The organism is Burkholderia sp. 22PA0106 (genome assembly GCF_047497155.1).
Lineage (GTDB): Bacteria > Pseudomonadota > Gammaproteobacteria > Burkholderiales > Burkholderiaceae > Burkholderia.
In genome coordinates, this window is the sequence record NZ_CP163162.1 from 1,868,996 (window position 1) to 1,895,565 (window position 26,570).

At 65.7% G+C, this 26,570-nt stretch carries 20 protein-coding genes and 1 pseudogene; 11 read left to right on the forward strand and 10 right to left on the reverse strand.

Annotated features, from left to right (window positions below):
- Positions 1-22: 22 nt before the first annotated feature.
- A complete protein-coding gene (locus AB4850_RS07990) occupies positions 23-1,195 on the reverse strand; it encodes a serine hydrolase domain-containing protein (protein ID WP_414439284.1) in 1,173 nt (390 codons plus the stop codon).
- 180 nt (positions 1,196-1,375) lie between these two features.
- On the opposite strand from AB4850_RS07990, the gene AB4850_RS07995 reads away from it, so the two are divergent.
- From AB4850_RS07995 to AB4850_RS08005, 3 genes are all read left to right on the forward strand, one after another.
- Positions 1,376-1,696 (forward strand): hypothetical protein, encoded by a 321-nt coding sequence (locus AB4850_RS07995; RefSeq protein WP_414439285.1) that lies wholly within the window; start codon positions 1,376-1,378, stop codon positions 1,694-1,696.
- 115 nt (positions 1,697-1,811) lie between these two features.
- The gene (locus tag AB4850_RS08000) at positions 1,812-3,443 is read left to right on the forward strand and encodes an NYN domain-containing protein (protein WP_414439286.1); all 1,632 of its coding nucleotides are present in this window, start codon (positions 1,812-1,814) and stop codon (positions 3,441-3,443) included.
- A gap of 13 nt (positions 3,444-3,456) precedes the next feature.
- Positions 3,457-4,155 (forward strand): hypothetical protein, encoded by a 699-nt coding sequence (locus AB4850_RS08005; protein WP_414439287.1) that lies wholly within the window; start codon positions 3,457-3,459, stop codon positions 4,153-4,155.
- Positions 4,156-4,174: 19 nt separating this feature from the next.
- Here AB4850_RS08005 and AB4850_RS08010 read toward each other — a convergent pair whose 3' ends face one another.
- The gene (locus tag AB4850_RS08010; protein WP_414439288.1) at positions 4,175-5,341 is read right to left on the reverse strand and encodes a putative zinc-binding metallopeptidase; all 1,167 of its coding nucleotides are present in this window, start codon (positions 5,339-5,341) and stop codon (positions 4,175-4,177) included.
- A 66-nt stretch (positions 5,342-5,407) separates the two neighbouring features.
- On the reverse strand, positions 5,408-6,631 hold the full coding sequence (locus AB4850_RS08015) for a DUF2252 family protein (protein ID WP_414439289.1): 1,224 nt from the start codon (positions 6,629-6,631) through the stop codon (positions 5,408-5,410).
- A 418-nt stretch (positions 6,632-7,049) separates the two neighbouring features.
- Here AB4850_RS08015 and AB4850_RS08020 point away from each other — a divergent pair, with 418 nt between their 5' ends.
- The 5 genes and pseudogenes from AB4850_RS08020 to AB4850_RS08040 all read left to right on the forward strand — a co-directional run bounded on the left by AB4850_RS08020 (position 7,050) and on the right by AB4850_RS08040 (position 12,472).
- Entirely contained in the window at positions 7,050-7,493 is a 444-nt protein-coding gene (locus tag AB4850_RS08020; protein WP_414439290.1) for a MarR family winged helix-turn-helix transcriptional regulator, read from the forward strand.
- Positions 7,493-9,672 (forward strand): annotated as a pseudogene (locus tag AB4850_RS08025) (FUSC family protein). The gene AB4850_RS08020 and the pseudogene AB4850_RS08025 overlap by 1 nt, the downstream one beginning before the upstream one ends.
- 31 nt (positions 9,673-9,703) lie before the next feature.
- Entirely contained in the window at positions 9,704-9,916 is a 213-nt protein-coding gene (locus tag AB4850_RS08030; protein WP_414439291.1) for a DUF1656 domain-containing protein, read from the forward strand.
- A gap of 7 nt (positions 9,917-9,923) precedes the next feature.
- Positions 9,924-10,970, forward strand: a complete 1,047-nt coding sequence (locus AB4850_RS08035) for an efflux RND transporter periplasmic adaptor subunit (RefSeq protein WP_414441986.1) — start codon at positions 9,924-9,926, stop codon at positions 10,968-10,970.
- Positions 10,967-12,472, forward strand: coding sequence for an efflux transporter outer membrane subunit (locus AB4850_RS08040; RefSeq protein WP_414439292.1), 1,506 nt, complete (start codon positions 10,967-10,969; stop codon positions 12,470-12,472). The genes AB4850_RS08035 and AB4850_RS08040 overlap by 4 nt, the downstream gene beginning before the upstream one ends.
- 22 nt (positions 12,473-12,494) lie before the next feature.
- Here AB4850_RS08040 and AB4850_RS08045 read toward each other — a convergent pair whose 3' ends face one another.
- The 6 genes from AB4850_RS08045 to AB4850_RS08070 all read right to left on the reverse strand — a co-directional run bounded on the left by AB4850_RS08045 (position 12,495) and on the right by AB4850_RS08070 (position 22,020).
- Positions 12,495-13,247, reverse strand: a complete 753-nt coding sequence (locus tag AB4850_RS08045) for a LuxR C-terminal-related transcriptional regulator (RefSeq protein ID WP_414439293.1) — start codon at positions 13,245-13,247, stop codon at positions 12,495-12,497.
- A gap of 312 nt (positions 13,248-13,559) precedes the next feature.
- A complete protein-coding gene (locus AB4850_RS08050) occupies positions 13,560-14,468 on the reverse strand; it encodes a hypothetical protein (protein ID WP_414439294.1) in 909 nt (302 codons plus the stop codon).
- 84 nt (positions 14,469-14,552) lie between these two features.
- Positions 14,553-16,004, reverse strand: a complete 1,452-nt coding sequence (locus AB4850_RS08055; RefSeq protein ID WP_414439295.1) for a TolC family protein — start codon at positions 16,002-16,004, stop codon at positions 14,553-14,555.
- A gap of 1 nt (position 16,005) precedes the next feature.
- Entirely contained in the window at positions 16,006-17,184 is a 1,179-nt protein-coding gene (locus tag AB4850_RS08060) for an HlyD family type I secretion periplasmic adaptor subunit (protein WP_414439296.1), read from the reverse strand.
- A 74-nt stretch (positions 17,185-17,258) separates the two neighbouring features.
- Complete coding sequence (locus AB4850_RS08065) at positions 17,259-19,586, reverse strand: type I secretion system permease/ATPase (protein WP_414439297.1); 2,328 nt, start codon at positions 19,584-19,586, stop codon at positions 17,259-17,261.
- Between the two features lie 214 nt (positions 19,587-19,800).
- On the reverse strand, positions 19,801-22,020 hold the full coding sequence (locus AB4850_RS08070; protein ID WP_414439298.1) for an OmpA family protein: 2,220 nt from the start codon (positions 22,018-22,020) through the stop codon (positions 19,801-19,803).
- A gap of 796 nt (positions 22,021-22,816) precedes the next feature.
- On the opposite strand from AB4850_RS08070, the gene AB4850_RS08075 reads away from it, so the two are divergent.
- The 3 genes from AB4850_RS08075 (at position 22,817) to AB4850_RS08085 (ending at position 25,705) form a co-directional block, all read left to right on the forward strand.
- A complete protein-coding gene (locus tag AB4850_RS08075; protein WP_414439299.1) occupies positions 22,817-23,785 on the forward strand; it encodes a helix-turn-helix transcriptional regulator in 969 nt (322 codons plus the stop codon).
- A gap of 165 nt (positions 23,786-23,950) precedes the next feature.
- Positions 23,951-24,673 (forward strand): fumarylacetoacetate hydrolase family protein, encoded by a 723-nt coding sequence (locus AB4850_RS08080; protein WP_414439300.1) that lies wholly within the window; start codon positions 23,951-23,953, stop codon positions 24,671-24,673.
- Between the two features lie 162 nt (positions 24,674-24,835).
- Positions 24,836-25,705, forward strand: coding sequence for a lysostaphin resistance A-like protein (locus tag AB4850_RS08085; RefSeq protein ID WP_414439301.1), 870 nt, complete (start codon positions 24,836-24,838; stop codon positions 25,703-25,705).
- A gap of 1 nt (position 25,706) precedes the next feature.
- On the opposite strand, the gene AB4850_RS08090 is transcribed toward AB4850_RS08085, so the two are convergent.
- Positions 25,707-26,372: a MarC family protein gene (locus tag AB4850_RS08090; protein WP_414439302.1), complete on the reverse strand. Its 666-nt coding sequence runs from the start codon at positions 26,370-26,372 to the stop codon at positions 25,707-25,709.
- Positions 26,373-26,570 lie beyond the last annotated feature (198 nt).

Below are 26,570 nucleotides of genomic sequence, written 5' to 3' on the forward strand. Positions count from 1 at the left end.
TTATTGCCGCGCCGATTGCCGCTCAGCCCGCGTAGACGGCATCGCGCAATTCGATCGTCAACGGCCCCGACATCCCTTCGTACGCCGTATTGGTCAGCAGCAGCACCGTCAGTCCGGCGGCACGGTCGACGAACCACGAATGGCCGTACACGCCGCCCCACTGCAAGGTGCCCGCGCCCTGCGGCGAGCCGGCCGCCGCCGGATCGAGCAGCACCGCGCTCAGGTAGCCGAAGCCCCAGCCCGGCCCACGCGATTCGGACGCCTCGCCGGCCTGATCGGTGCGCGCCGCCTCGGCCAGCGCGTCGGGCAGGAAGCCGTCGCCGGCGCGGATCGCCTCCAGCGCGCGCAGCACGTCGTCGGCCGAACCGTACATGCCAGCGCCGCCCGAGGGATAGGCGCCGGGCGTGAACACCCGCGACGGCGCGAAGCGCACCACCGCACCGTGGCCTTCGGGCAGCGGCACGTCGAGGTTGTCGGTCATCCGCACCGGCTCGGGTGCGCCGTCGTGGTAAGGCGTCGCGAAACGCTCCGGCGCGTTCGACACGAAGCCGCAATCGCGCAGGCAAAGCGGCTCGCCGACCAGGGCCGCGACCGCCCGTTCGAGAGGCAACCCGGTCGCGCGCTCGACCACCGCGCCGAGCACGTCGATCGCCAGCGAATACTGCCAGGCGCTGCCGGGCGCAAAGGCGAGCGGCGCCAACGCAAGCCGGCGCAGGTTTTCGGCGAGATCGAAATCGCGCAGATCGATGCCGTCGGAAATGCCGAGCCGGTCGTACACCGAGCCGGGGCCTTCGAGCAGCCAGTAGCCGAGGCCGGACGTATGCGTAAGCAGGTGATGGAGCGTGATGGTCGGCTCGGTGCCGTCGGCCAGCTTCGGCCGGAACTCGGGCAGCCAGCGCGTGACGGGCGCATTGAGCGCCAGTTCGCCGCCCGCGACGAGCCGCAGCACCGCGAGCGCGACGATCGGCTTGCTGACCGAGGCGAGCCGGAACAGCGTGTCCTCGCGCATCGGGCGCTGCGCCTCGCGATCGGCCAGGCCGTGCGCGCGGCGGTACCGCACCGCGCCGTGTTGCGCGACGACGGCCACCGCGCCCACCACGCGGCGCTCGCGCAGCGCGCGCTCGAATACGGCGTCGAGCCGGCCGGCGAGCGCATCGGCGTCGAGGGCGGCGGGCGTGGCGGGTGTGATCGTCATGGTGTGGTGGGTTCCGGCAGCGAAAAGCTCGATTCTAGACAGGCGCGCGCCGGCTTGCAGCCGTCTATCGTCGTCTGCGGCGCGTCAAGCCGAAACGCACCTTGCTTGCGTTGGCCCCCGCCCGCCCGATAGAGTCACGATTCCGGCGCTTCGCCGCCCTTGCTTCCGCGTTTCACCGTCATGCCCGCCACCTTTCCCGTCTCGTCCTTCACCGATCTGCTGGCGCTCGGCGTGCTCGCCCTGCTCTGGTTGTTCGGTCTGATCTGGGCCGGCTGGCAGGCCTGGCACGCCAAGCGCGGGCGGCTGTATTGGGTGGCCTGCCTCGCGCTGATCGTCGCCGGCTCGGTGGCGCTCGCCATCGCCCATCCCGATTCGCCCGACAGCGGCGAGATGCCCTCCGGCTTCACGCTCGGCGTGCTGGTGACGTTCGCCGGCCTGGCCGCGACCTCGGCCGGTTGCGCGTGGCAGGCGATCCGCAGGCTGCGCGATCCGCGCGCCTGAGCGGGCCGCCCCCCGCGCCGCGCATTCGGCAAATTCCGTCGGCGTCACGCAGAGCCGCTATCATGTCCGCACTTTCAGCGCTCGCCGCCATGGCGAGCCTTCGGTTGGAGAACACATGGCCTTGCCTCAGGACAGCGTCAACATGGCGCTCTTTTGCGACTTCGAAAATATCGCGCTCGGTGTGCGCGATACGAAGTTCGAAAAATTCGACATCAAGCCGGTGCTCGAAAAGCTGCTGCTCAAGGGCAGCATCGTCGTCAAGAAGGCCTATTGCGACTGGGATCGCTACAAAACCTTCAAAGGGGCAATGCACGAAGCCTCCTTCGAATTGATCGAGATCCCGCACGTTCGGCAATCGGGCAAGAACTCGGCCGACATCCGGCTGGTGGTCGATGCGCTCGACCTCTGCTACACGAAATCGCACGTCGACACGTTCGTGATCATCAGCGGCGACTCCGATTTCTCGCCGCTCGTCTCCAAGCTGCGCGAGAACGCCAAGCGCGTGATCGGCGTGGGCGTGAAGAACTCGACCTCGGACCTGCTGGTCGCGAACTGCGACGAATTCATCTTCTACGACGATCTCGCCCGCGAGCTGCAACGCGCGCAGGCCAAGCTCGATTCGCGCGCCGCGGCCGACAGCGGCAAGCGCGCGGCCGACGACAAGCAGCGCAAGCCGGATGCCGATGCGCGCAAGCTCGAAGCGATCACGATCGCCGTCGAGACCTTCGACGCGCTGGCCTCGGAGCGCAGCGACAGCGGCAAGATCTGGGCGTCGGTGCTGAAAAGCGCGATCAAGCGCCGCAAGCCGGGCTTCAACGAGACGTACTACGGCTTCCGCGCGTTCGGCAACCTGCTCGAGGAAGCACAGGCACACGGGCTGCTCGAAGTGGGCCGCGACGAGAAGTCGGGCACCTATGTGTCGCGTCCGTCGCAGGCGGGCGCCGCCGATCCGGTGTTCGACGTCGAGACGTCGAAGGCCGGCGAGGAGGCCACTACGGCCATCACGGCCGACACGCCCGCCGCCGAGGCGCCGAAGCATGGCGCGGGACGCCGCAAGGAACAGCGCGGCAACAAGCACGCGAAGGATCACGCCGCGCAACGCGACGAGCGACGCGGCGATGCGGAACCGGCCGTGCCAGCCAATCAGGCCGCCGCCGCGCCGGCGGAAACCCGTCACGGCGAACCGAAGCCGCGCCACGAAAACCGCCGCGACGCCCAGCAGCACGACGGCGAACGCCGCCACGGCAAGCCGCGCGACGAAGCCAGGCAAGGCCGGGGCCGCGGTTCGCGCAAGCCCGAGCAGATGCCGCTGATCGAGGATGCCCATGGCGGAGAGCACGCCGCCGTGGCGCCGGTGCCGGCCGTGGTGGACAGCACGCCCGCTGCGTTCGATGAACCGGTGAGCCGTTTCGCGGGCGAAACCGAGGCAGCAATGGCTCCGGCGCCCGCCGAGCGGGCCGAGGCGGAAGCCGAGGCCGATGCCGCGCCGGCCGCCAAGACAGCAACCGGCAAGGCGAAAAAGACGCCAGCCCGCACCCGCAAGGCGGCGGCCAAGAAAACCGTCGCCGCGCCGGCAACTGAAGCGGCCGTTGAAGCGGCCGAACCGGCTTCGGCCACCGCCGCGCCGGCCGCCGATCTGCTCGGCGACGAAGCGGCCGCCCCGGCCCGCAAAACCGCCGCCAAGCGGGCTCGCGCCCCCCGTGCGCGCCGTCCACGCGGCGCAGCCGGTTCCGCCGACGAGTCCTGACGCGCCGGCCGCGATGCGTGCGCCCGATTCCGCCACGCTCGACGCGCTGCGCGACGGCTGCGATGCCTGTTTCGGCACGCCGGCCGTCTGGCCGCACATCGAGCGGGCCTATCGGGAGCCGCAGCGCTTTTATCACACGCTCGCGCATCTGGCCGAGCTGTTCGCGCATCTCGCCCCGTATCGGGGCGTACCGCACTGGAAGGCGATCGAGCTGGCGGTGTGGGCGCACGACGTGGTCTACGCCACCACGCTGCCCGACCATGTCGAGAACGAACCACGCAGCGCGCGCTGGCTCGACGAGATCACGGCGGCGCACTGCGCGCCCGTCTGGCTCCGCGAGCATGCACCGGCCATCGGCTTCGCGCACGAACTGGTGATCGCCACCCAGGCGCACCGGCTGCCGGACGCCTGGCAAGCCGATCCGGACCGCCGGCACGCCGCGGCCCTGTTCCTCGACGCCGACCTCGCGATCCTCGCCGCGCCGCCCGAGCGGCTCAAAACCTACGACCGTGACATCGCGCGCGAATGGGGCCAGGCGCCCGATGCGCCATCGGCGGCATTCCGCAACGGGCGCCGCCATGCGCTCGAACAATTGCGGGCACAAGCGCCGCTGTTCCTCTCCACCGAATTCGCGCCGCTGACGTCGCGCGCCCACGCCAATCTGGACGCATTGATCGAGCGCTACGCCGCCCTGCCGGCCGCCGACGCCTGAGCGGCGACGCCAGCGCGACTCAAGCGGCGGCCCCGTCGCCCGGCTTCGTCTCGTCCCTGGGAGCGGCCGCCCTCTCGTCCGTCGCCTCCTCGCTGCCTGCCGCCCGCGCACCGCCGCCATCGTCCGGCGCGGCATCGCGCGCCGCCGCGATGACGTGATGAACGAAGCGCAGCTTCGCAACGACCGCCGGCGACAACGCGAACGGATACGCGTCGGGCACGCCCATGCTGCGATTCAGGCTGTTCAGCGCATAGGTCAGCGGGAACCAGCGCCGCATCAGGTTGCCGAACGACGCTTCGTCGACGGAAGTCTGGTCGTCGAGGCGCGGCAGGCTCTCGTCGTCGGGATCGAGCACCAGCCCGCAGGCATTGGCCGTATCGAGCGTATCGACGATATGCAGGTAATGCGCCCAGGTCTCGGCCCAGTCTTCCCACGGGTGCATCGTCGCGTATTCGCTGACGTAGCTGTCTTCCCAGCCCGGCGGCGCGCCGTTCTGGTAATGCGCGTCGAGCGCGGCCTGGTAATCGGCGCGCTCGTCGCCGAAACGCTCGCGGAACGGCTCGATCCAGTGCCTGCCCGCCACCAGCCGGTCGAAATAGTAATGGCCGATCTCGTGCCGGAAGTGCCCCACCAGCGTGCGGTACGGCTCGTGCATCTGGGCGCGCACGCGTTCGCGCTCGGCGTCGTCGGCCTCGGCCAGATTGAGCGTGACGAGGCCGTTGGCGTGCCCCGTCATGACCGGCTCGGTCTCGGTGGCCGCCTTGAACGCGAAGCTCATGCCGCCCGGCCGCGACTGCCGCGATTCGATCGGCAGCCCGAGCATCGTCAACGTATAGATCAGGCGCCGCTTGGCGACCTCGGTGCGATACCAGAGCGGCCGGTTCGCCGGATTCGACAGATCGGGGATGGTTTCGGTCAGCGCGCACGACGGGCAGAACGCCGCGTCGGATTCGGCCGGCACCATCCAGTTGCACACGTCCTCGGCCGAATAGTTCTGGCACGGGCGGTACAGCTTGTCCCTGGCGTCGCGGTGCAGGCTGCGCCAGTTGCCCGACGCGGCGTCCACCTCGAACGCCCCCACCTCGCCGATCTCGGGCAGATAGCCGAGCGGCGAGCCGCAACGCTCGCAGCGCACGTTCTCGAAAAACACCAATTGACCGCAGTTGTCGCAATGAAACGTTTTCATTCGTCCTCGCCTGGGTGTCGCCTGCCGATTGTCCGTCGATGATGTTCGCGGCTTGCCCGACGCCGTTCAGCGCGCCGCCGCACCTTGCGCCGCGACGCGCCGGCAATGTTCGAGATAGCCGACTTCATGGTTGCCCATCAATTCGATCACGCTGCGCCACAGCCAGAACGGCGCGTCGATCGTCTTCGAGCGCGCGCGGCTCAGTTCCGCGAGCCAGCGCTTGCGCGTGTCCGTATCCATCTGCCGTGCATGGGCGAGGCCGACCACGTGCGCCAGGTAGCGCGCGATGCGCAGCGCCTCGGCCTCGTCGACGTTGCCGATTTCGAGCTTCAGGTCGGCCGGCAGCAGTTCGCGAACGATCACCGAACGCTCCGACAGCGTGGCCGCGCACATCCGGTTGCCGAGATACGGCGACAGGTGCCGTGCCCCCTCCACCACGCGCTTGCCGTTGTCGCGCGGCATTTCGGCGTCGCGATAGCGCGGCGCCAGCGCCTTGGTCCCTTCCTTGATGTCGATCAGGCACAAATCGTCGCCGCCGGAAGCCGCGCCGTCCACGTCGAGCAGCACCGCGTAACGCAGCCGCCCGAGCGAGCTGCAGCCCTTGACCCAATAGGCCGCGTCGAGCAATTCGACGTGCTCGGTCGGCCGGTTGCCGCGCAGGCCTATCGCCAGTTCGGAGATGGCCGGCGTGTCGACCAGCGAGGCGATGCCGTTCGATTCGGCTTTCGACAGCGGCCAGAACCGCTTGCCGAGCGGCAGCACCGGCTTGACGCCCATCAGCCGCTCGCGCGCCAGATGCTTCCAGGTACGCGTCAGCGCGTCGCGCATCACGATGCGCACCACGTCCGGCTTGGGCACCGCACGCTTGCGCTTGCCGCCCATCAACGCATGCGTATAGCCCTCGTACACTTGCTCGATGACCCGCGCCGTGACGATGCCGGGCAGGTCGGAACTGCGCGCCGACGTCGCCAGCGACAAACTGAGCCGAATCAGGTCATGCACGGGATTGCCGATCACCGTCTGATCGAGATCGCGGATCTGGATCTCGATCTCGCCGGCATCGTTGGCGACCGGGCCGAGGTTGCCGGTATGGCAATCGCCGCAAATCCAGATTGCCGGCCCTTCCGGCAGCGTGCCGACCTTGGCGTTGGCCAGCCATTCGTAATAACGCGCGGTATTGCCGCGCACGTAGGCGTGCACCGAGCGCGCCATCTTGCGGTTGCGGCGGACCACCAGCTTGCCGGCGCGCTGGCGCGGGCGGACGTAATTGACCTCGGGTGCGCTTTTCACGTTCTTGCCTTGGACGGATCGGGAGATCGGACGCGGCGGCCATGTCGAAGGCGCGCCGCGCAATCTCGAAATATAAGCACATCCGACCCGATTCGAAATGGACGCAACGCTCGGGATGCGGCGCAACAGAGGCGATTCATCCAATCGGCACCTCGATTTCAGACCTGGGGGCCACAACATTCTCGCCGCCCATCATGCACCGCAGCACGAATCGTGCCTCGACCGGCTCCGCGCACGCACTTCGTCGATCGATCCTCGCGTCGCCGAACGACACGGCCATGACATCGACGTGACACCGTGTGCCCGACTCCTTCGCTAAATCGAATCGGATCAGCAGCCATGGCCCCGCCCGACTCGTAAAGCGTTTAACTCAAACCGATAGTTTGCTATCGAATGGAATTCCGATATGATCCGGCGCATGTCGAATCTCCATACGCTCCGCATGGCCGTCAGCAGCACGCTCGTCACCGCCGCCCGCAAGTGGCGGCGCACCAGCGACACCGTCCTGACCGCCTATCACGTGTCCGAAGCCTGCGCCACGCCGCTGCTGATCGCCGGCCGGCTCGGCGAGGCGGTCCGCCAGGTGACGCTCGCCGAGCACGTGGGCATCGAGGGGCCGTCGCTGGTCCGGCTGCTCGATCAGCTCTGCGCGGCAGGCCTCGCGCGCCGCGACGAGGACCCCGACGACCGTCGCGCCAAAACCGTCACGCTGACCGACGAAGGCCGCGCCGTCACGGCCCGGATGGAAGACGACCTGCGCGCGCTGCGGGCCCGCGTGCTGAAATCGGTCAGCCGCGAGGACCTCGAAACGACCCTGCGCGTGCTCAATGCGTTCAGCGAGGCCGGCGAGCGGACCGCGTAATGACCTACCCGTCGATTCGCGACTGGCTGTTCTCGGTCAAGACCTTCGCGGCGTCGATGCTGGCGCTCTACCTCGGTTTGATCTTCCAGTTGCCGCGCCCGTACTGGGCGATGGCCACCGTCTATATCGTTTCGAACCCGTTCGTCGGCGCGACGCGCTCGAAGGCGCTCTATCGCGCGCTCGGCACGGCGCTCGGCGCGTCGGCCGCGATCCTGCTGGTGCCGCCGTTCGTCGAGACGCCGTTCCTGTTCAGCGTGGTCGTCGCGCTCTGGACGGGCACGCTGCTTTATTTGGCGATGTCGGATCGCACCGCGCGCAGCTACGTGTTCATGCTGGCCGGCTATACGATGCCGCTGATCGCGCTGCCGACCGTGACCGACCCGACCACCGTGTTCGACGTCGCGATCACGCGGACCGAGGAAATCGTGCTCGGCATCGTCTGCGCGAGCGTGGTGGGCAGCGCCGTGCTGCCGAACCGGCTCGCGCCCACGCTGATCGAGCGCGCCGACGCCTGGTTCCGCGACGCCGCGTTCTACGGCCGCGAAACGCTGTCGGGCCATCTGGCCGGCAAGACGCTGTCGGGCTGCCGCCAGCGGCTCGCGATGACGCTCGCGGCGCTCGAATTCCTGTTGAGCCAGCTCGGCTACGACCACGCCCATCCGCGCGTGATGGCGCGCGCGCAGGCGCTGCACGGCCGCATGCAACTGTTCCTGCCGATGATGTCGGCGCTGGCCGATCCGCTGATCGCGCTGATGCGCGAGCTGAAGGAGCTGCCGGCCGACCTGGAGGCGCTGCTGGCCGAGGCCGCGCAATGGTTCGACGCGCCGCTACCCGCGCCGGACGACACCACCGGCTCGGTCAGCGACCCGCAGGCCGACCGGCTGCGCGCCCGCATCGTGGCGCTGCAGCCATCGGGCGACGCGATGGTCAGTTGGGACGGCGCGCTGCTGTCGAACGCGCTGTGGCGGCTGCGGCAGATGATCGACATCTGGCAGGACTGCCGCTCGCTGCGCGCGCTGATCGCCAACGAATCGGGCGTCTGGCAGCCGCGCTACCGGCATTGGCGGCTCGGCGGCACCGATCGCTACTTCGACCGCGGCATGATGCTGTTCTCCACGCTGAGCGCGGGCGGCGCGATCGTGCTGGCGTGCTGGCTGTGGATCCAGTCGGGCTGGAACGACGGCGCGGGCGCCGTGACGCTGGCCGCCGTGGCCTGCTGCTTCTTCGCCGCGCTCGACGAGCCGGCGCCGATGGTGTTCCGGTTCTTCGCGGCCACCTGCGCGAGCGTGGTGTTCGCCGGGCTCTACCTGTTCGTGGTGCTGCCGCACGTGCACGATTTCCCGATGCTGGTGGTGATGTTCGCCGCGCCGTTCATCCTGGTCGGCACGCTGATCCCGCGCCCGCAGTTCAACCTCGTGACGATGCTGGTGGCGGTCAACACGGCCACCTTCATCAGCATTCAGGATGCCTATTCGGCCGACTTCCTCGTATTCCTGAACACCAATATCGCCGGCGTGGCCGGCCTGCTGTACGCATTCGTCTGGACCCGCGCGACGCGCCCGTTCGGCGCGGAGCTGGCCGCGCGCCGGCTGCTGCGCTCCAGTTGGGAGGACGTCGCGAAATCGGCGTCGCGGCAGCCGATCGTCGATCAACGCAACCACGCCGCGCGGATGCTCGACCGCGTCACGCAATTGCTGCCGCGCCTGAAGGCTTCCGACGATCATCGCCATCCGTCGATCGAAAGCTTCCGCGACCTGCGCGTGGCCCTGAACGCGCTCGATCTGCACCGCTCGCTGCGCCGCCTCGACGGCGACGTGCCGGCCGCGATCGACCGCGTGCTGGCCGGCGTGACCGCCCATTACACGGCCTGCGTCGAGGCGAACGCGCGGCAGCCGGCGTCGCCGGGCCTGCTCGCCTCGATCGACGATGCGCTCGACGCCGTGGCGATCCGCCATCTGATCGGCGCGACGCAAGCGCCGGCCGGCGGCCCGGCGCAAAGCGGTGTCGCCACCGCCGCCCCCCCGTGGCGCCCGATGCGCCCGCCGCCGTGCCGCGCGCGGACCGCCCGGCCGCCGCGCTGCAACGCGGCCTGCGCGACGCGCTGCATGCGCTGGTCGGCATCCGCCTGTCGCTGAACCCCGCGTTGATGCAGCCGCTGCCGCCACCGCCCCGCTCCTGACCGACACCATGCAGAACACCACAACGCAATCATGATCGGCGAAATCGACATCTTCGGCGTGTTCGTTCCGGCACCGCTGGTGCTGATGCTGATCGCCTATCTCGTCAACATCGTCGTGCGCACGCTGCTGACGCGCACCGGCATCTACCGCTTCGTCTGGCACCGGTCGATCTTCGATCTCGGCATCTACGTCTTCATCCTGGCCGGCGTCGTGATCGCCTCCCACCATTTCGTGGCTACCTAACGTGAACGTGAAAAGAACCTGGTTTTCCGCGGGGCAGATCCTGCTGACGCTGATCGTCGTCGTGATTGCGGTGCTCGTGCTCTGGCGCATCGTCGACTACTACATGTTTTCGCCGTGGACGCGAGACGGGCACGTGCGCGCCGACGTGATCCAGGTCGCGCCGGACGTGTCCGGCCTGATCACCGACGTGCGCGTGGTCGACAACCAGGCCGTCAGGCAAGGCCAGGTGCTGTTCGTGATCGACCAGGCCCGCTACACCCTGGCGGTGCGGCTCGCCGAGGCGACGCTCGAACAGCGGCGCGCCACGCTGGCCCAGGCCCGGCGCGAATACGCGCGCAACCTGAAGCTCGGCAACCTGGTGGCGAGCGAGCAACTCGAGGAGAGCCGCACACGTGTCGATCAGGGCGATGCCGCCCTGGCCGATGCGCAGGTCAACGTCGATACCGCGAGGCTGAACCTGCATCGCACCACCATCGTCAGCCCCGTGGACGGCTACCTGAACGACCGCGCGCCGCGCGTCGGCGAATACGTGCCGGCCGGCCGCGCCGTGCTGTCGGTGGTCGATCAACATTCGTTCCGGGTGGATGGCTACTTCGAGGAAACCAAGCTGAGCGGCATTCATATCGGCCAGCCGGTCGATATCCGCGTGATGGGCGAGCCGCGGCCGCTGCGCGGACATGTGCAGAGCATCGTCGCCGCGATCGAGGATCGCGACCGCTCGCAGAGCACGAACCTGCTGCCCAACGTCAATCCAGCGTTCAGTTGGGTGCGGCTGGCCCAGCGGATTCCGGTGCGCGTCTCGCTAGACGAGGTGCCGGACGATTTCCGCATGATCGCGGGGCGCACGGCGACGGTGGCGATGGTGTCGCCGGATGTGAAGCGGGATCGAAATGCGGCTTCGGCGGGCGCGGCTTCGGGGGCTTCGGGGGCTTCGGGGGCTTCGGGGGCTTCGGGGGCTTCGGGGGCTTCGGGGGCTTCGGGGGCTTCGGGGGCTTCGGCAGGCATCGTCCCGGCATCGGGCGCGGCATCCGCCGCCTACGGAGCTTCGCGATGAGCCCACGAGCCTATCGTGCCGTTGCGCTGACGCCGCTCGCCGTGGCCGCCCTGACGCTGGCGGCCTGCACGACCGTCGGCCCGAACTATCAGGTGCCCAAGCAGGCGCTCGTCAACGCGCCGCTGGCCGATGCCCCGCTCGATGGCGCGGGCGACGGCAGCTCGCTCGTGTCGAACGGCGACGTGCCGGTGAAATGGTGGCGGCTCTACGACGACACGGTGCTGGACAGCCTCGTCGAGCAGGCTCTGCAATCGAACACGAACCTGCGCGTCGCAGCGGCGAACCTCGCACGTGCGCGCGCCACGCAGGCCGAGGCGAATGCGCAAGGCGGCTTTTCCGGCGGCTTCGCGGGCGGCGCCCAACGCGCCCAGGAATCGGCCGAACAATACCTGCTGACCGAGAAGCTGCCGGTCGTCAACGAAGGCGCGTTCAACATCAACGTGTCGTACGAATTCGATCTGTTCGGCAAGCTTCGCCGCGGCGTCGAGGCCGCGCGCGCCGACACGGACGCCGTCAAGGCCGCTGGCGATCTGGCCCGCATCACCGTGGTGGCCGATGTCGTCGCCGCGTATGTCGAATCGTGCTCGGCCGGCGAGGAACTCGACATCGCCAGGCACTCGCTCGATCTGCAGCAGCAGCGCGTGACGCTGTCGAGGCGGCTGCGCGACGCCGGGCGCGGCAGCCAGACGGCGGTGACGCAGGGCACCACGCAGGTGCGCACGCTGGCCGCCGACATTCCGCGCTTCGAAGGCCGCCGCAAGGTCGCGCAATATCAGTTGGCCGCGCTGCTCGCGCGCTCGCCGGACAGCCTGCCGACCGCCGCATTGACCTGCAGGACGCTGCCGCAACTGAAGCAGGCGATCCCGGTCGGCAACGGTACGGCCTTGTTGCGCCGTCGGCCCGACGTGCGCGAAGCCGAGCGCAAGCTGGCCGGCGCGACGGCACGGATCGGCGTGGCGATAGGCGCGATGTATCCGACCGTCAGCTTCGGCGCCTCGGTCGGCACGACGGGGGTTTTCGGTGACTTGCTCGGCCCGACCACCAACCGCTGGTCGCTCGGCCCGTTGATCAACTGGACGTTCCCGGCCAACGGGCAGCGCGCGCGCGTGCAGGAAGCCGAGGCGGCAACCGGCGGCGCGCTCGCGCAATTCGACGGCGTCGTGCTGAACGCGCTGCGCGAGACGCAATCGAGCCTCGCCACCTACGCCGCCGACACGCAGCGCGCCGATGCGCTGCGCACCGCGTATCAATCGGCACGCGATTCGGCCGACGAAACGCACCGGCTGTATGCCGTGGGGCGCGAGTCATTTCTGTCGGACCTCGACGCGACCCGCACGCTGACCAGCGTGCGCGCGCAGGTCGCCGCCGCCGAAGGCGTGGTGGCGGCCGATCAGGTGAGATTGTTCCTGGCGCTCGGCGGCGGTTGGGAACGCGACGCGGCGAGCCAAGCCGGCACGCCGGCGAGCGATGCCGCGGCAGCGGCCGAATCGGCCAAGGAGTGAGGCAAGACGGACGCGCAGTGCGTTACAGCAGCTTTTCGATACGCCGCGACAATTCGATTTCATTGCTCACGCCGAGCTTGCGCATCGCATTGCGCTTCTGCGCGCTGATAGTTTTGTGGCTGCGATGCGTGGCGTGCGAAATCTGCTTGATCGTCAAGCCTTCGGACCACATGCGCACCACCTCCAACTCACGCGTGCTGAGGCTTTGCACCGGCGTACGCGCCCGGTTGTCGCACACCGATTTGTAGCGCTCTTGCAAATAGCGCTGCATGACGATGTCGAAGTGCATGCCGCCGCCCGCCAGCTTGCGAACGATGTCGGCCAAGCGAATGGAGGCGTTGTCACCCTTGTGCAGAAAACCTTCCACGCCACCGCGTTCGACAGCCCGTGCCGTGATCTCGTAATGCTCGCGCGCGGACGTGACCAATATTTTGAGGCACGGATGCGCGGCACGAAGTTGTTCGATCACGGACAAACCATCGATCCCGGCCTCTTTGCCCAGTTGATAGTCGAAGATCAGCACGTCGCATGCAATTTCGTCGAGCGCCGTGACGAGCTGCTCGGTCGAATTCACCAGTGAGATCAGCTCGATGTCGGCCGCCTTGTCGAGCAGCGACTTGATGCCGATCAACGCGATCGGATGCGCATCGGCAGCCATCACGCGAATCGATGCAGTGCCTCCCTCGGCATCGGTGTTGGCCTGTCTGTCGTCGATCATGGGTTGTCCTGGGTGAGCGTTTCGGCCCTTGTGCGGCTCGCGGTGCCGGCACGGCACCCATGCACATCAAACCGTGAATATCGCGCAGCATTCGACGGCGCTCGACGCATGAAGCAACACGCGAGCACACCGGAATGAAGAGACCTGCGGAGATCGAAACGATGGAGACCTCCGGCCCCCATGCACGCAACAGACTGATGTGCACGGCAGCCGGACGACGATTTCTCGCCACTGTCTTCGCATCGGGCAAGGCAAAAGTATATCGACCATGCCCCCCACATCTAGACATTCTCCATACAAATTTGGACATCTTGGTCGGGCGTCGTGATGAAGCCCTGCCCAGAGATAGCCCGACCGTCAGCGAAGACGTCAATGCTCGGTCAGTCGAACCTGATTGCTTAACAGAAATACGGCATCGGCGGGCAGGTATGCCGCCACGGCCGCGTGCCTGCGAGCTGCTGCATCCTGTCGCACCTGTTCGATGCGCAGCGCGCGAATGGCATCGTCACTCACCCGATCGTCGTTCGCGAGCACGCGCTCGATGGAAGACTGCGGGCGATGCTTGGCGACAGGCGTCGCCCCGCGCTGATGGGCAGGGTGTATCGGCGCCGGTTTGTCGTTCGTGGCGGCCACGGGAGGCGTGCGCATCGGATGCGGACGATGAACGACGCCTCGCGTCATCGGTTTCGACGTTGGTTTGCTCGTGCCCCGCGCCACGGGCTTTGCGACCGGCATCTTCGGCACAGCCGACGCACGATGCGTGGCGTGAACGGCTGACTGGGAATGCGCCGCTACCGGAGCGGGCACATTGACGATGGTTTGTGGCACCGGCTGCATGAGCGCTCGACGTATGGCCACCGAAGGCGGATTTACCGGTTGAGCGCTGTTATGCACATTGAACCAAGCCATCGGATACCACGCCGCGCTATCCGAGTGCAGGACGCTCAACATCGACACCGTGGCTAAAACGCCGATCAACATCTGGCAACAGGCCAACGCAATGGCGCGAAATACCGGGCGGCCCCGGTGCGGCTTGACATCCGTCCACGCATTGTTGTCGGTGCCGAATGCCGATGCGGCGAGCCTCCACCCGACACCGGCACGCCCGTGCCATGTTCCCGGCACGTGCGCATTCGGCAAGCCGGGCGACCGGCTTGCGTTCCACCAGAAATCGCTCAGCAGCGCACCCCGACGCGTTCCGTACGGCGGCGGCAAGTAGCCGGCAATAGACGGGAACACGACAACTCGAGATGGAATCACGAAGACAGCAGGCGACATGATTTGCTCCTCCTTGACATGGTTTTCTCCTCCTGAATTTGAACCGCCAACACCGGGCCGATCGTGAAACGGCAGTCAGCCTGGTCAGGCAGCCACGCCGTCGCGCAACCATCGCATCAGCACGCCGGCCGATGCGTAGCCCTGCAACGTTGCGGCGTAACCCTCGAATCGGTATGAGATTTCACTGACGCGGTTGTTGTAATAGTCGTTCTCCGCAATCAGCACATCGAGCAGCGAACGCTTGCCGAGGTGATACCACTGATCGTAGAACGCCTGACGCACGCGGTCCGACTCCACGGACAGCGCGCGATATTGCTCCGCCTGATCGGCATAGGTGTGCGCATTGTGATCGGCAGTGCGCAACTGATATTCGAGATCGAGACGCGTTTGGTCAGCTTGCCGATGACTCGCGATGGCACGGTAGGACGCGGCCTCGCTCGCGGCCGTGGAGGCACCGCCGTTGAAGGCGCTCCAGGTAAGCGTCAACATCGTCTGCCATGGCTGCCGCCGACCCAGCACATCGCGGCCGGTATTGGTACTGACCACCCAATCGAGCTGCGGCTTCGCCGAGGCTTTCACCGCGTCGCGATTCAGATCGGCGGCGTTCGCCTCGGCACGCGCCTGAAGCAGGCGCGGATTCTCGTCGAGCGACGACAGCAACGCGTCGAGCATCTGCGGCTTCAACGGCCAGGTGGACGCAACAGGAACCGGCACCGGCCTAGCACCCACCAGTTTGCGCAGGTTCAATTCGGCGTCGCGGCACTTGGACAGCGCGGAATCGCGGCTCGCAATGGCCTGCAACAGCCGCGCCCTTGCCTGCGTCAGTTCGCTGCCGCGCCCGCGATCCACGGCGACAATCGATTCGAGCATGGCGACCAGGCGCGTCATCCGATCGACGAACCGCTGGCTCAGCGCCGCGACGTTGCGCTGCTTGGCGAGTTCGACAAGCGTACTCGACACCTGATAAGCCGAACTCTCGATTTGTGCGACATATCTCTCCTGGTTCGCCACCGCGGATTCGCGGCGGCTATCGATCGTCTTGCTGGTGCGCCCCCAGTCGAACAGCATGGTGCGCAGATTCACGCTGACTGAATTGCCGGGGTTGTACGCGCTGCCGGCATTCGAACCGAACTGCGCGTCGCGCGTCTGACCGGTCAACTGCAATTGCGGCCAACGCGCGCCCTTTGCCTGATCGACATCGGACTGCGATGCCTGATATTCGGCGTACATCTGCCGCACCGACGGGTTCACGTCGACGGCGGCTTCGGTCGCTGCATAGAGGACGCCACGCAGATCAACCTCGGTTGCGGGATCGACATCGATATCTTGCGTTGCATCGGCGGCATCGGCAGCCCGAGGCAGCGCGGGCATCGGCGGGCAGCGCCGCGTCGCATCGCTTGCCGCACCGTGCTCCGGTGACGCAGCCGCATTGCATATCGAGGCAACGGCATGTGGCATGGGCAGTACGAACAACAAGCCGGCGGCCAGCGCGAAGCCATGTCGACGGGCGATGTGCCGATAGTCGGACAGGTTCATCTCAACGCTCCCGGAAAGCCTCGCGGGCCTTGAAAATGGGTTTCAGCAGGTAATCGAGAATGGATTTCTCGCCGGTTCGGATATCGACCGTCGCCTGCATGCCGGGCAGAATCGGCAGATGCTTGCCGCCTGCGTCCAGCGTGGTTGCGTCCGTCTCGATCATCGCCCTGTAGTAGTGCGCATCGGGTCGGCCGGCGGCGGCTTTCTGGTCGTCGCGCAGGGTGTCGGGGCCCATGCTGACGACCTTGCCGTCGATGCCGCCATAGATGCCGAAGTCGTACGCCGACAGCTTCACGAGGGCCGGCAACCCGGCCCTCAGGAATGCCACGTCCGATGGCTTGATCCGTACCTCGACCAACAGCCGGCCGTCGAGCGGCGCGATCTCCATGATGTGTTCACCGGACTGCACGACGCCGCCCGCCGTATGCATGCGAATGTTTTTCACGATGCCGTTCATCGGCGACACGACTTCGGTGCGCGCGAGCACGCCTGCGCGTCCGGTCAGCGCCTCGGAGGTCTGCGCCAGTTCGGATTCGCGTCGCAGCAGTTCGTCGTTCGCATCGGACCGGAAGCGATTCTCGACATCGGCGATCTGCGAATCGATGTCGGTTTCCTGGCGCCGCATCCGCAGAATTTCGACTTCGGAAATCAGCCCCTTGGCCGCCAGCGGCTCGGACATCGCGATTTCGCGGCGCATCAGCGCCTGGCTCTTCTTCAGCGCGGCCACGCGCTGATCGACCGCCAGACGCCGTGTGCGATAGGCGGCCGTTTCCTGGGCAACGACGCCCGGCTCGTGCCTGACCTCTTCCGGAAACACCAGCGGCCGGCCGGACACTTCCGCCTTCAGCCGGGCAATGCCGGCCTTCAGGTCGATCGCCTTGGCGCGCAGTTCGCGGTAGTTCGATTCGGCCGAGGTCGGATCGATCTTTGCAAGCAGTTGCCCTTTTTCCACCTCCTGCCCCTCGTGTACCAGCACGTCGCGAACAATGCCGCTCTCCAGCACCTGAATGACCTGTTCCCGGCTCGGCGACACGATCGTCCCTTCGCCACGCGTGACCTCCTCGACACGCGCGAAATACGCCCAGACGAGGCCGAGCGCCAATACCACGGCAATCAGATACAGCACGGCCTGCGCGCCGGCCGACGAGCGGACCAGCATTGCCTCGCGCAGATCGTTCATGAATACCGCATCGGCCGCAACCAGACGCGGGGCGGTTTTGCTTCGGCTCGAACGCAATAGCGGATTTCGCATGGTCACGCCTCTTTGCCCGGAGCCGCTTCGGCACCCGCTTCGGGCACGCGCTCGCGCATCGGTGGCGGGGGTGCCGGCGGTACCGATGCCGTGTATTGACTGGTCTGCCTGGCAGCCGGCTGGCCCGACAGTACGGCCAGTACGTTTTCTTTGGGGCCGTCCGCGACGATCCGGCCCTGGTCGACGATCACGAGACGGTCGACCAGCGGCAACAGCGACATCCGATGCGTCACGACGACCAGCGTCTGACCGGCAGATGCCATTCGCAGGTGCGCGATGAATTGGTGCTCGGTCTGGGAATCCATCGCACTGGTCGGCTCATCGAGCAGCAACGTTCGCGGGCGGTTGATGAGGCTGCGCGCCAGCGCCACGAGCTGCCGCTGGCCGCCCGACAACTCGCCGCCATGCTCGCCGACCTGCAGATTGATGCCCAGCGGATGCGCGGCCACCAGCGCATCCAGCCCCGTCATGCGCAATACGTGCAGCAGCTCCTCCGGCGTCGCGTCGGGGCGGCCGATCATCAGGTTCTCGCGCAGCGAGCCGTAGAAAAGCCGGCTGTCCTGCCCGACATAGCCGAACGCCGCACGCCAGTCGGCGGGCGAGATCTGGCCCGCATCGAGGCCGTCGGCAAACAGCTTGCCCGAGGTCGGCCGATACAGGCGTGCGATCATCCGCAGCAAGGTGGATTTGCCGCTGCCCACCCGCCCGAGTATCGCGACGCGCTCTCCGGCCTTGATTTCGATCGACACGTCCTGCAACACGGCCGGATTGGACTGCTTGATCTTCGATGGATACGCGAATTCCACCTTGTCGAGCTTCACGTGGCCGCTCAATGTGGGGTTGCCAAGATAAGCCGTGGCCGCATCGTGATCGACCGGCATCGCCATCAGCTCGTTCAGCGAACGCAGCGCCGCCCGCGCCTGCTGAAAACGCAGCGCCAATCCCATCACCTGGCTCAACGGCGCCGTGACACGCCCGGCCAACATCACCGAGCCGATCAGCGCCCCCTGTGTCAGCTTGCCTTCACCGATCAGGTAGACGCCGATGACGATCAGCACGACGGTCTGGATCTGCTGCAGAAATGCGACGATGGAGGTTGCCAGGCTCGACAAATGACGCGACTTCATCGACGATTCGGCCGTCTTGGCGCTGCAGTTGTTCCAGCGATGTCGCATCACGCCTTCGCCGCCAACGGCCTTCAGCGTCTCCAGCCCCTCGATCGATTCGATCAGCACGCCCTGCTTCAGCGACGCTTCACGCAGGTTCTCGCGCATCGCCCGCGCGAGCGGCCACTGTACGATCACGCCGACGCCGACGATCAGCGGAATCATCATCAACGGAACCCAACCAAGCGCGCCACCGACCGAGAAGATCACCGCGACGAACAGCAGCACGAAGGGTAGATCCGACAACGCGGACAAGGTAGCCGACGTCGCAAAATCACGCACCGATTCGAATTCGCGCAGACGGTTGGCAAACGAGCCGGACGATGCAGGCCGATTCTCCATCTGAATCGACATCGCCTGCCGGAACAGCAGGCTGCCAAGAACGAGATCGGCTTTCTTGCCGGCCGTGTCGAGCACATGCGCACGAACGTGACGAGAGATCGCCTCCATCGTCATCGCAATCGTCACGCCGACCGCCAGCGACCACAACGTCACATAGGCCTGCGTCGGCACAACGCGGTCATAAACGTTCATTGTGAAAAACACGCTGGCCAGGCCGAGCACGTTGATCAGGAATGCGCCAAGCGCCGCGCTCGAGTAATAGCGACGGTACGACCACAGCGTGCGCAGCAGCCAGTGACCGGCTGGCTCGGGCGCCTGCTGGCCAGCGCGATGGTCGACGCGCGCGGCCGGTTTCGCCAGGATTGCGTAGCCCGAATAGGTTTCGGCGATTTCCGACTCGTCGTATTCGACCGGCGATGCGCCCATTTCGGGAATCACGACGCGGTACCGAACCACGCGTTTCCCGCTCACTCCACTCTCCCCGCTTTCTTCCTTGTCGAACCGTTCGAGCAGCACGGCAGCTCGGCCATCGCGCAATAACAACAACGCCGGCAACAACGCGTCGGGCAACTGCGACAGACGTCGCATGATCACGCGCGCGGCAAATCCGGCGTTCGTCAGCGATTCGACCGCCAGCGACGGCAGGAGCCGCTCCTGCATTGCAAGGCCTTGCGTCAGCATTTCGTGGCTAAGGGGAATTCGATGATGCGCACACATCCACGCGAGTGCGTCGAGCAAGCTGTCGCTCGTGACGGTCAACGGTGTCGTGATGGCTTGGGCGGCCGCCGATTTGGCCGCCTCAGGGGTCGTTTCTGCCTGCATGATTCAATACTTGTTGGACAACCTGGTCTAAAAATCCGGATCGTATGGATCAGTGAACTGATTTGATTCAAACGCAGCTCGCTGCTCTGCACAGTTCGCATTCGATTCTGATGTGGACGAACGGCGTTTCGCCCATTTGCGCAGTCAGCGCACATCGCGAGACCGGCAACCGGCCTCGCGATATCCAGCTTTGAAGACAACTGCCTTCGACCTATTATTTTGGTTCGATTTGAATTTCGACGCGGCGATTCATCGCGCGCCCGTCCGCCGTATTGTTCGATGCAACCGGTTCAGCGGCACCAAGACCTCGAGCAGTGAAAAATTGCGCATTCAATCCGGCGGTGCGCAAGTAGCTCACGACAGCCTGTGCGCGCGCCTCTGACAATTTCAGATTGTGGGCGGCCATGCCGGTCGAATCGGTATAACCAAGCACCGTGACGCGGTTAAATGCGTTCCTGCGGTTGGCCACGACGAAACTGTTGAGGCGTGCCCGCGCGTTCGGCATCAGCTTGGCGCTGTCGAGCGCGAAGTTTGCACCGCCCTGCAGCAACACCTCACGCTTCACAACCGGCGGCGGGGGCGGCGGCGGCGGGGGCGGCGGGGGCGGTGCCGGACGAGCAACCGGAGCCGGCTTTGGTGCGCCGCAAGTGAAGGTCAGTTCGCGAGGATCCAGTTTTGCTTCGTTGTGCGCAACGCCATCGATCGCCCGCAATACCGTGATGCCTTTATTTTCACAAAACTTCTGTGCGGCCGATTCGCATTGTCGGGTACTGGACAACAAACCATCGCATGTCACACGGAATGCTGCGCCCGGCTTATTAGGCAGATTCACTGCGTGGATGTCCGTACCAATCGCCACGGCATAGTTGGCACCGGTCACGACGGTGTTGCCCAGGGCCATGGAATCATGCTTCTTGATCAGAGTCTGCGCTCCATTACCAAATGCAACCGAGTTGTCGCCGTAAGCAGCCGCACCAATACCCACCGATATGGTGTTGTTACCATCGCTCGTGCTACCGAGCCCCATGGCCACTGCAACATCCGGTGAACCTGGTGCGACGAATGCAACATTTGACATCGTGGAAGCACTGTCTCCAGCAACGGCAACGATGCCATCCAGCGGATTGGTGGCCGAGGCGCGCAGCATCAGAGGAAGACTTCGCATTTTCCGACTGGCCGAACTCATCGCGTCATGAAGTTGCCTCACATTCACGGCATCGGTGTCGTCCGTCCCATCTGCGACATTGACGATACGGCGCTCTCTCCCGGCTGCGCCTACCGCGAACGTATTGGCTTGCAACGCCGCCGAGCCATATCCAACCGCCACCGAATTCTCGGCGTTCGCGCGTGAACCCGTGCCAATTGCAACGGCATTGGCCGAACGTGTGTTGGCCCCACTACCGATTGCCACTGAGTCGTCTCCCGAGGCTATGGCCTGACTGCCTCCCGACTTGACCTTGATGTACTTCATGTCCAGCGAACCGTCTTTGAGACCATCCTTGATCTCGTCCCTGACGCCATTCAACTGACCGACATTCACGGCATCCGTGTCAGCAACACCCTCTGCAATATTCTTCAGTGCAACCGGGCTGGTGGCTTGCTTGGCACCCAGCGTAACGGCAGACTTGTTCTTGTTGTCGTACTGAACCGCATTTTCTCCAGCAGCGGCGGCAGCTGCGATCGCATCGCCCACGTTGTTGTACGTTTTACCAACGACTGTGTATATCGGCGCCGTGAGCTTGCCATCCGCGCCGACCCCGGCGCTACCGCCAAGCGAATCCGCGACACTCGACGCCAGCCCGGACAGTTGCGAGCCATTCACTGCGTCAGTGCTCGAAACCGAAACCGCGCCTGCCTTGACGTTGGTCAACGTCGTGCCCGCACTGCCCTTCAGCGACACCTTGCCCTTCGTCGCGTCGTCGTACGTCACCACCGAAAGCGCCTTGCCATCGTCGCCGATCAAACCCGACGACTTCAACTGGGATACGTTCACCGCATCCTTGTCATCGACACCCGCGTTCACGTTCTTCAACGTCGTGCCCGCACTGCCCTTCAGCGACACCTTGCCCTTCGTCGTGTCGTCGTAGACAACAGCCAACGAATTGCCCGTTGTCGGGTCGATCACGCCACCGTCCTTCAGCGAATCCTTCAGGTCACCGATATCCTTGTTCGTCGCGAACAACTGCGAGCCCACTACGGCTTCCGTGCTCTTTTCCGTCAACGCACCAGCCTTCACGTTCGACAGCGTCGTACCCGCTGCACCGCCAAACGTCACCTTGCCCTTCGTCGCATCGTCGTACGTCACCGCCGAAAGCGCCTTGCCGTCGCCGCCGATCAAACCCGACGACTTCAACTGCGACACGTTCACCGCATCCTTATCGGCGACACCCGCATTCACGTTCGACAGCGTCGTGCCGTCTTGTCGACGCGACAACGTATGCCAAAAATGGCATCGCATGCGTCTATATGGATGGAGCGACCCGATCGTCAAACACTTGACACTCGAAACAACACGTTTATTCGACACACCCGCGGCACATCAAACAAACCAAAAAAACAACGGCAGCGCTGCATCAGATGCGCAACCAAGGGGGGAGGAACGAAACCGACACAACGTATTAACGATGATAACGAATGGCGCTTTGTGCATCGGCTGCTAATACGGAGTCACGAATGACACAGGAGCACAAGGCACCCGACAAGCATGCAGTAGGAAAATCGACGTGACAAAAAATAGTCGCGTAACCCTGGAGATCAGTTTCGATATACCGGCACCCGTTCGGTACGCTCCGAAAACCAATCGATTCAGGAAAAATTAAAATCAGATTATTCTCAAGTCAATAAGACATAACAAATTCATCTACATCCATTCGGATATGGAACCAGAGTATAGATATCAGCAAATATCGCGACTATAAGAGTCTTCCCAATTTATTGGGACAGGCTTGATTGAAAGCAAAATGATTGGCAACCATGACACCCAGGCCGGCTACCAATCAACCTTTCGCGACCTCTCAATGAGCCATCGGGCCGGTTACGCAAGATCCCAAACCGAGAGCTCACCGGTTCAGGCTCGACGTCGGCCCCGCCTACTACCAACCAGACCATCGATATAACCGACTCCCCACCGCCTCCGGCCATTATTTCGACAAAATCGCGATGATTTCGGTCAGAACACCGCATCCGCTGTACCATCCTGGCTCGATCCGCACGACCCTGCTTCATCCGCCATGCCAGCCACTCCGCAGCCGCGCACCTACGCCATGCCCGAGCGCAGCGACCGCCTCGATTTCTATATCCGCGACCAGACCACGCGACAGGCGATCACCGAGCCACACCGGCATGCGTACTTTCAGATCCAGTTCAACCTGGGCGGCGATACCGAACAGCGCATCGGCGGCGTCACGCGGCCATTTCCGCGCGGCGCGCTCGCGTTCATCCTGCCGTTTCGCGAACACCTGATTCCCCATCCGCCGGGCGCGCATTTCATCGTCATCAACTTCTCGCAGCCGTTCCTGCGCACCGATCTCGACGTCGATCCGCTCGATCTCGACGACGTGCCGGTACAGCGCGTGCCCGAGCTCGCGCCGTTCCGCTTCCAGGAGCGGCTCGACTACATCCTGACCGGCGATGCGTTCGACGATGCGCGCCGAATCGCCCAGCGCATGCTCGACGCCAACCGCGAACGCACGTTCGGCTCGGTCACGCTGCTGCGCGGCCATCTGCTCCAGTTGATCGGGCTGGTCAGCACGCAATATGCGGGCGCGCTCGACCGGCTCGCGCACAGCCACGGCGCGCAAAAGGCCGGCCGCCGCGATGCGCTGGCGCGCGTCATGCGCCACATTCGGGCGAACCTGACGAGCGGCGAGCTGACGCTGACGAACACCGCCGAGGCCGCGTTCCTGTCGCCGAACTACCTCGCGCACCTGCTGCGCAAGGAAACCGGCAACACGTTCACCGAACTCGTGACGGAACGCCGGATCGCCCTCGCGCAATCGCTGCTCGCCCACACCACGCGACGCATCGCCGATATCGCTCACGATGTCGGATTCCGCGACGAAGGTTACTTTTCGCGGCGATTCCGGGCCTGCGTGGGCATGTCGCCGAAGGAATACCGGGAAGCCAACGGCGGCGAGAGCAAACCGCAGCAGGCCGCCACTGCCTTGCCGGAAGCCGTCGACGCGCCGAAGCCGGACTGAACGGCATCGGCCGAACGGTCGATTGGCGAACGTAAGCCCGGGCAGCGTAATTTTGTCCAGAATGTCGACAACTGCGTCGCATCGCGGTGCGGGCAGGCTTGTTATCGTTGCCCCATGCCGCATTCACGCGGCTTCCCTCGACCCTTCAAGCCAACGAGTTCCGTCATGACCGATCGTTCCGCAGATTTCGTCGTCCCGCTCCCGACGCCCGCCAGCGTCGCCGTCGCCGGTTCCACCGCCCGCTTCCCGCTGCGCCGCGTGTTTTGCGTCGGTCGCAACTATGCCGAGCACGCCCGCGAAATGGGGGCCGATCCGACCCGCGAGCCGCCGTTCTTCTTCGCCAAGCCCGCCGACGCCGTCATCCCGGCCGAAGGCACGGTGCCCTATCCGACGCTGACCTCGGACCTGCATCACGAAATCGAACTGGTGATCGCGGTCGGCAAGGGCGGCAGCCATATCGCCGCGGCGGAGGCGCTCGGCCATATCTGGGGCTACGGCGTGGGCGTCGACCTGACGCGCCGCGACCTGCAGGCCGAAGCCAAGAAGCTCGGCCGGCCATGGGATTGGGCGAAGGGTTTCGATGCGTCCGGCCCGGTCTCGCCGCTGCATGCCGCTGCCGACATCGGTCACCCGCAAACCGGCCGCATCTGGCTGGCGGTGAACGGTGAAACGCGCCAGCAAGGCGATCTTTCCGACCTGATCTGGCCGATCGCCGACATCATTGCCTATGTATCGCAGGCGATCGAACTGCAGCCCGGCGACCTGATCTTCACCGGCACGCCGGCCGGCGTGGGCGCGCTTCAGCCGGGCGACCGCGTGTCGGGCGGCGTGGATGGCGTGGCCACGTTCGAATTCACGATCGGCGCGAAACCCCAGGCCACCGCCTGAGCGCCCCGCGTCCCGGCCTTCCGTCGGGACAGCCGCGCCCAGCCTGTCAGGCTGCGCGCGGCGACGACACCGCGAAGCACCCGCCGCCGGCCTGCGCGGTTCGCGGCAGAAAACGCCGCTCACGCACTATGATGTGAGCCCGCGCGACTTCTCCTTTCAGAAATGTCCGATTTCCCGACGACGATGCTGCTGCCCTGGGCGGCAATCTTCGCTGCCGCGCTGCTGGCGTGGTGCCCCCGGCTCAGGTTCGCGAGCCTGATCCTCGGTTTGCTCGGTTATGGCTCGGCGTTCGTGCTCGGTCTGCTTACGCCGCCGGCCTTCGCGTCGCTGGCCGGCCTCGGCATCGCCGCCTACGCCATCGCGCCGGGCCGTGCGTGGCCGCTGCGGATCGCGGCCGGCATCCTGTTCACCCTGCTCGGGGGCGCGTTGCTGCTGCATCTGGCGCCGGGTTTTCATAACCTGCGCGTGCTGCACGGCGTACCAATCACGCCCGACGCCGTGCCGTTCACGATGTATCTGAATGCAGACAAGGCGCTGATCGGCCTCTGGCTGCTGTGGGTGCTGCCCTCGGCCGTCCGGCCGGCGCGCTGGGTCAAGGCCGCGCTGATCGGCGCAGCGGCCGCCGCAGGCGTGCTGCTGATCAGCCTGCCGATCGCCTTCGCCGCCGGCGCGGTAAGCTTCGCGCCAAAATGGCCCACCTTCGGCTGGCTGTGGCTGCTCAACAATCTGCTGATCGTCGCGCTAGCCGAGGAAGCGTTGTTCCGGGGCTGGATCCAGCGCGGGCTGGGAATCGGGCTCGCCCGGGTGGGTGGCGGCCAGTGGATGGCGGTGGCGATCGCGGCACTGTTATTCGGTGCCGCTCACGCCTCGGGCGGCATCGTGCTGGCGGGCCTGGCGACACTGGCCGGCATCGGCTATGGCCTTGCCTACCGGTTCGGCGGCCTGCGCGCGGCCTGGCTCGCGCACGCGAGCTTCGATGTGATCCATTTCGCGCTGTTCACCTATCCGCTGCGTGCGATGCACGGCGGCTGACTCATTTCATCTGATCGGCCAGCGGTTGCAGGAACGCCGAGAAGCCGGTCAGCATGATCTGCACGCCCACGCACAACAACAGAAACGCCGACACGCGCTGCGCAACCTTGGTGCCCTCGACGCCGAGGTAACGCGCCAGCACTTCGGCACGGCTGTAGGTCTGCCAGATCACCAGCGCCACCAGCGCCGACACGGCCACCGAAACGATGCTCGACAGCAGGAATTCCGACAGCTTGTGGGTGCGGTTCGCGTTCAGCGCAATGGCCGTGGCGATCGAGCCGGGGCCGACCGTCAGCGGGATCGTCAACGGAAAGAACGCGCGCGCCATCACGTTGCGCGGATCGATCGGCTTGATGGCGTCGGTGCTCGGCACGTCGGGCGCGTTCAGCATCTGCCAGCCCGACACGGCCACCGCGAAGCCGCCGCCGATCCGCAGCGCTTCCATCGAAATTCCGAAGAAATGCAGCACCGGCGTACCGAGGAAGAACGCCACCAGCAGCACGATGAACGCGTTGATGGCCACCTTGCGCGCCAGCACGGCGCGCTGCCGCTCGTTGAGCGAATCGGTGCGTTCGAGGAACAGGAAGGCGATGCCGAAGGGATTGATGATGCCCATCAGGCCGGTGAAGCCGAACAGGATTTCAGAAATCAGGCGGTCGATGATCATCGCGTGAAGAAGGGTGAACGTGGTTCGGAATCGGAGCCGGCGCCATTGTAGTGCAGCGCTTCGCGCCTGAATTGCCCCGTTGAACGAAACATTCCGCCATCGCTCCCGGACATCGTCAAGCTAGCCGATCGGGCTATGCCGATCGCAGGGCCCGATCGCGGCGACCCGCCTGCTAGAATCGTCCTCGCCCTCACCCTG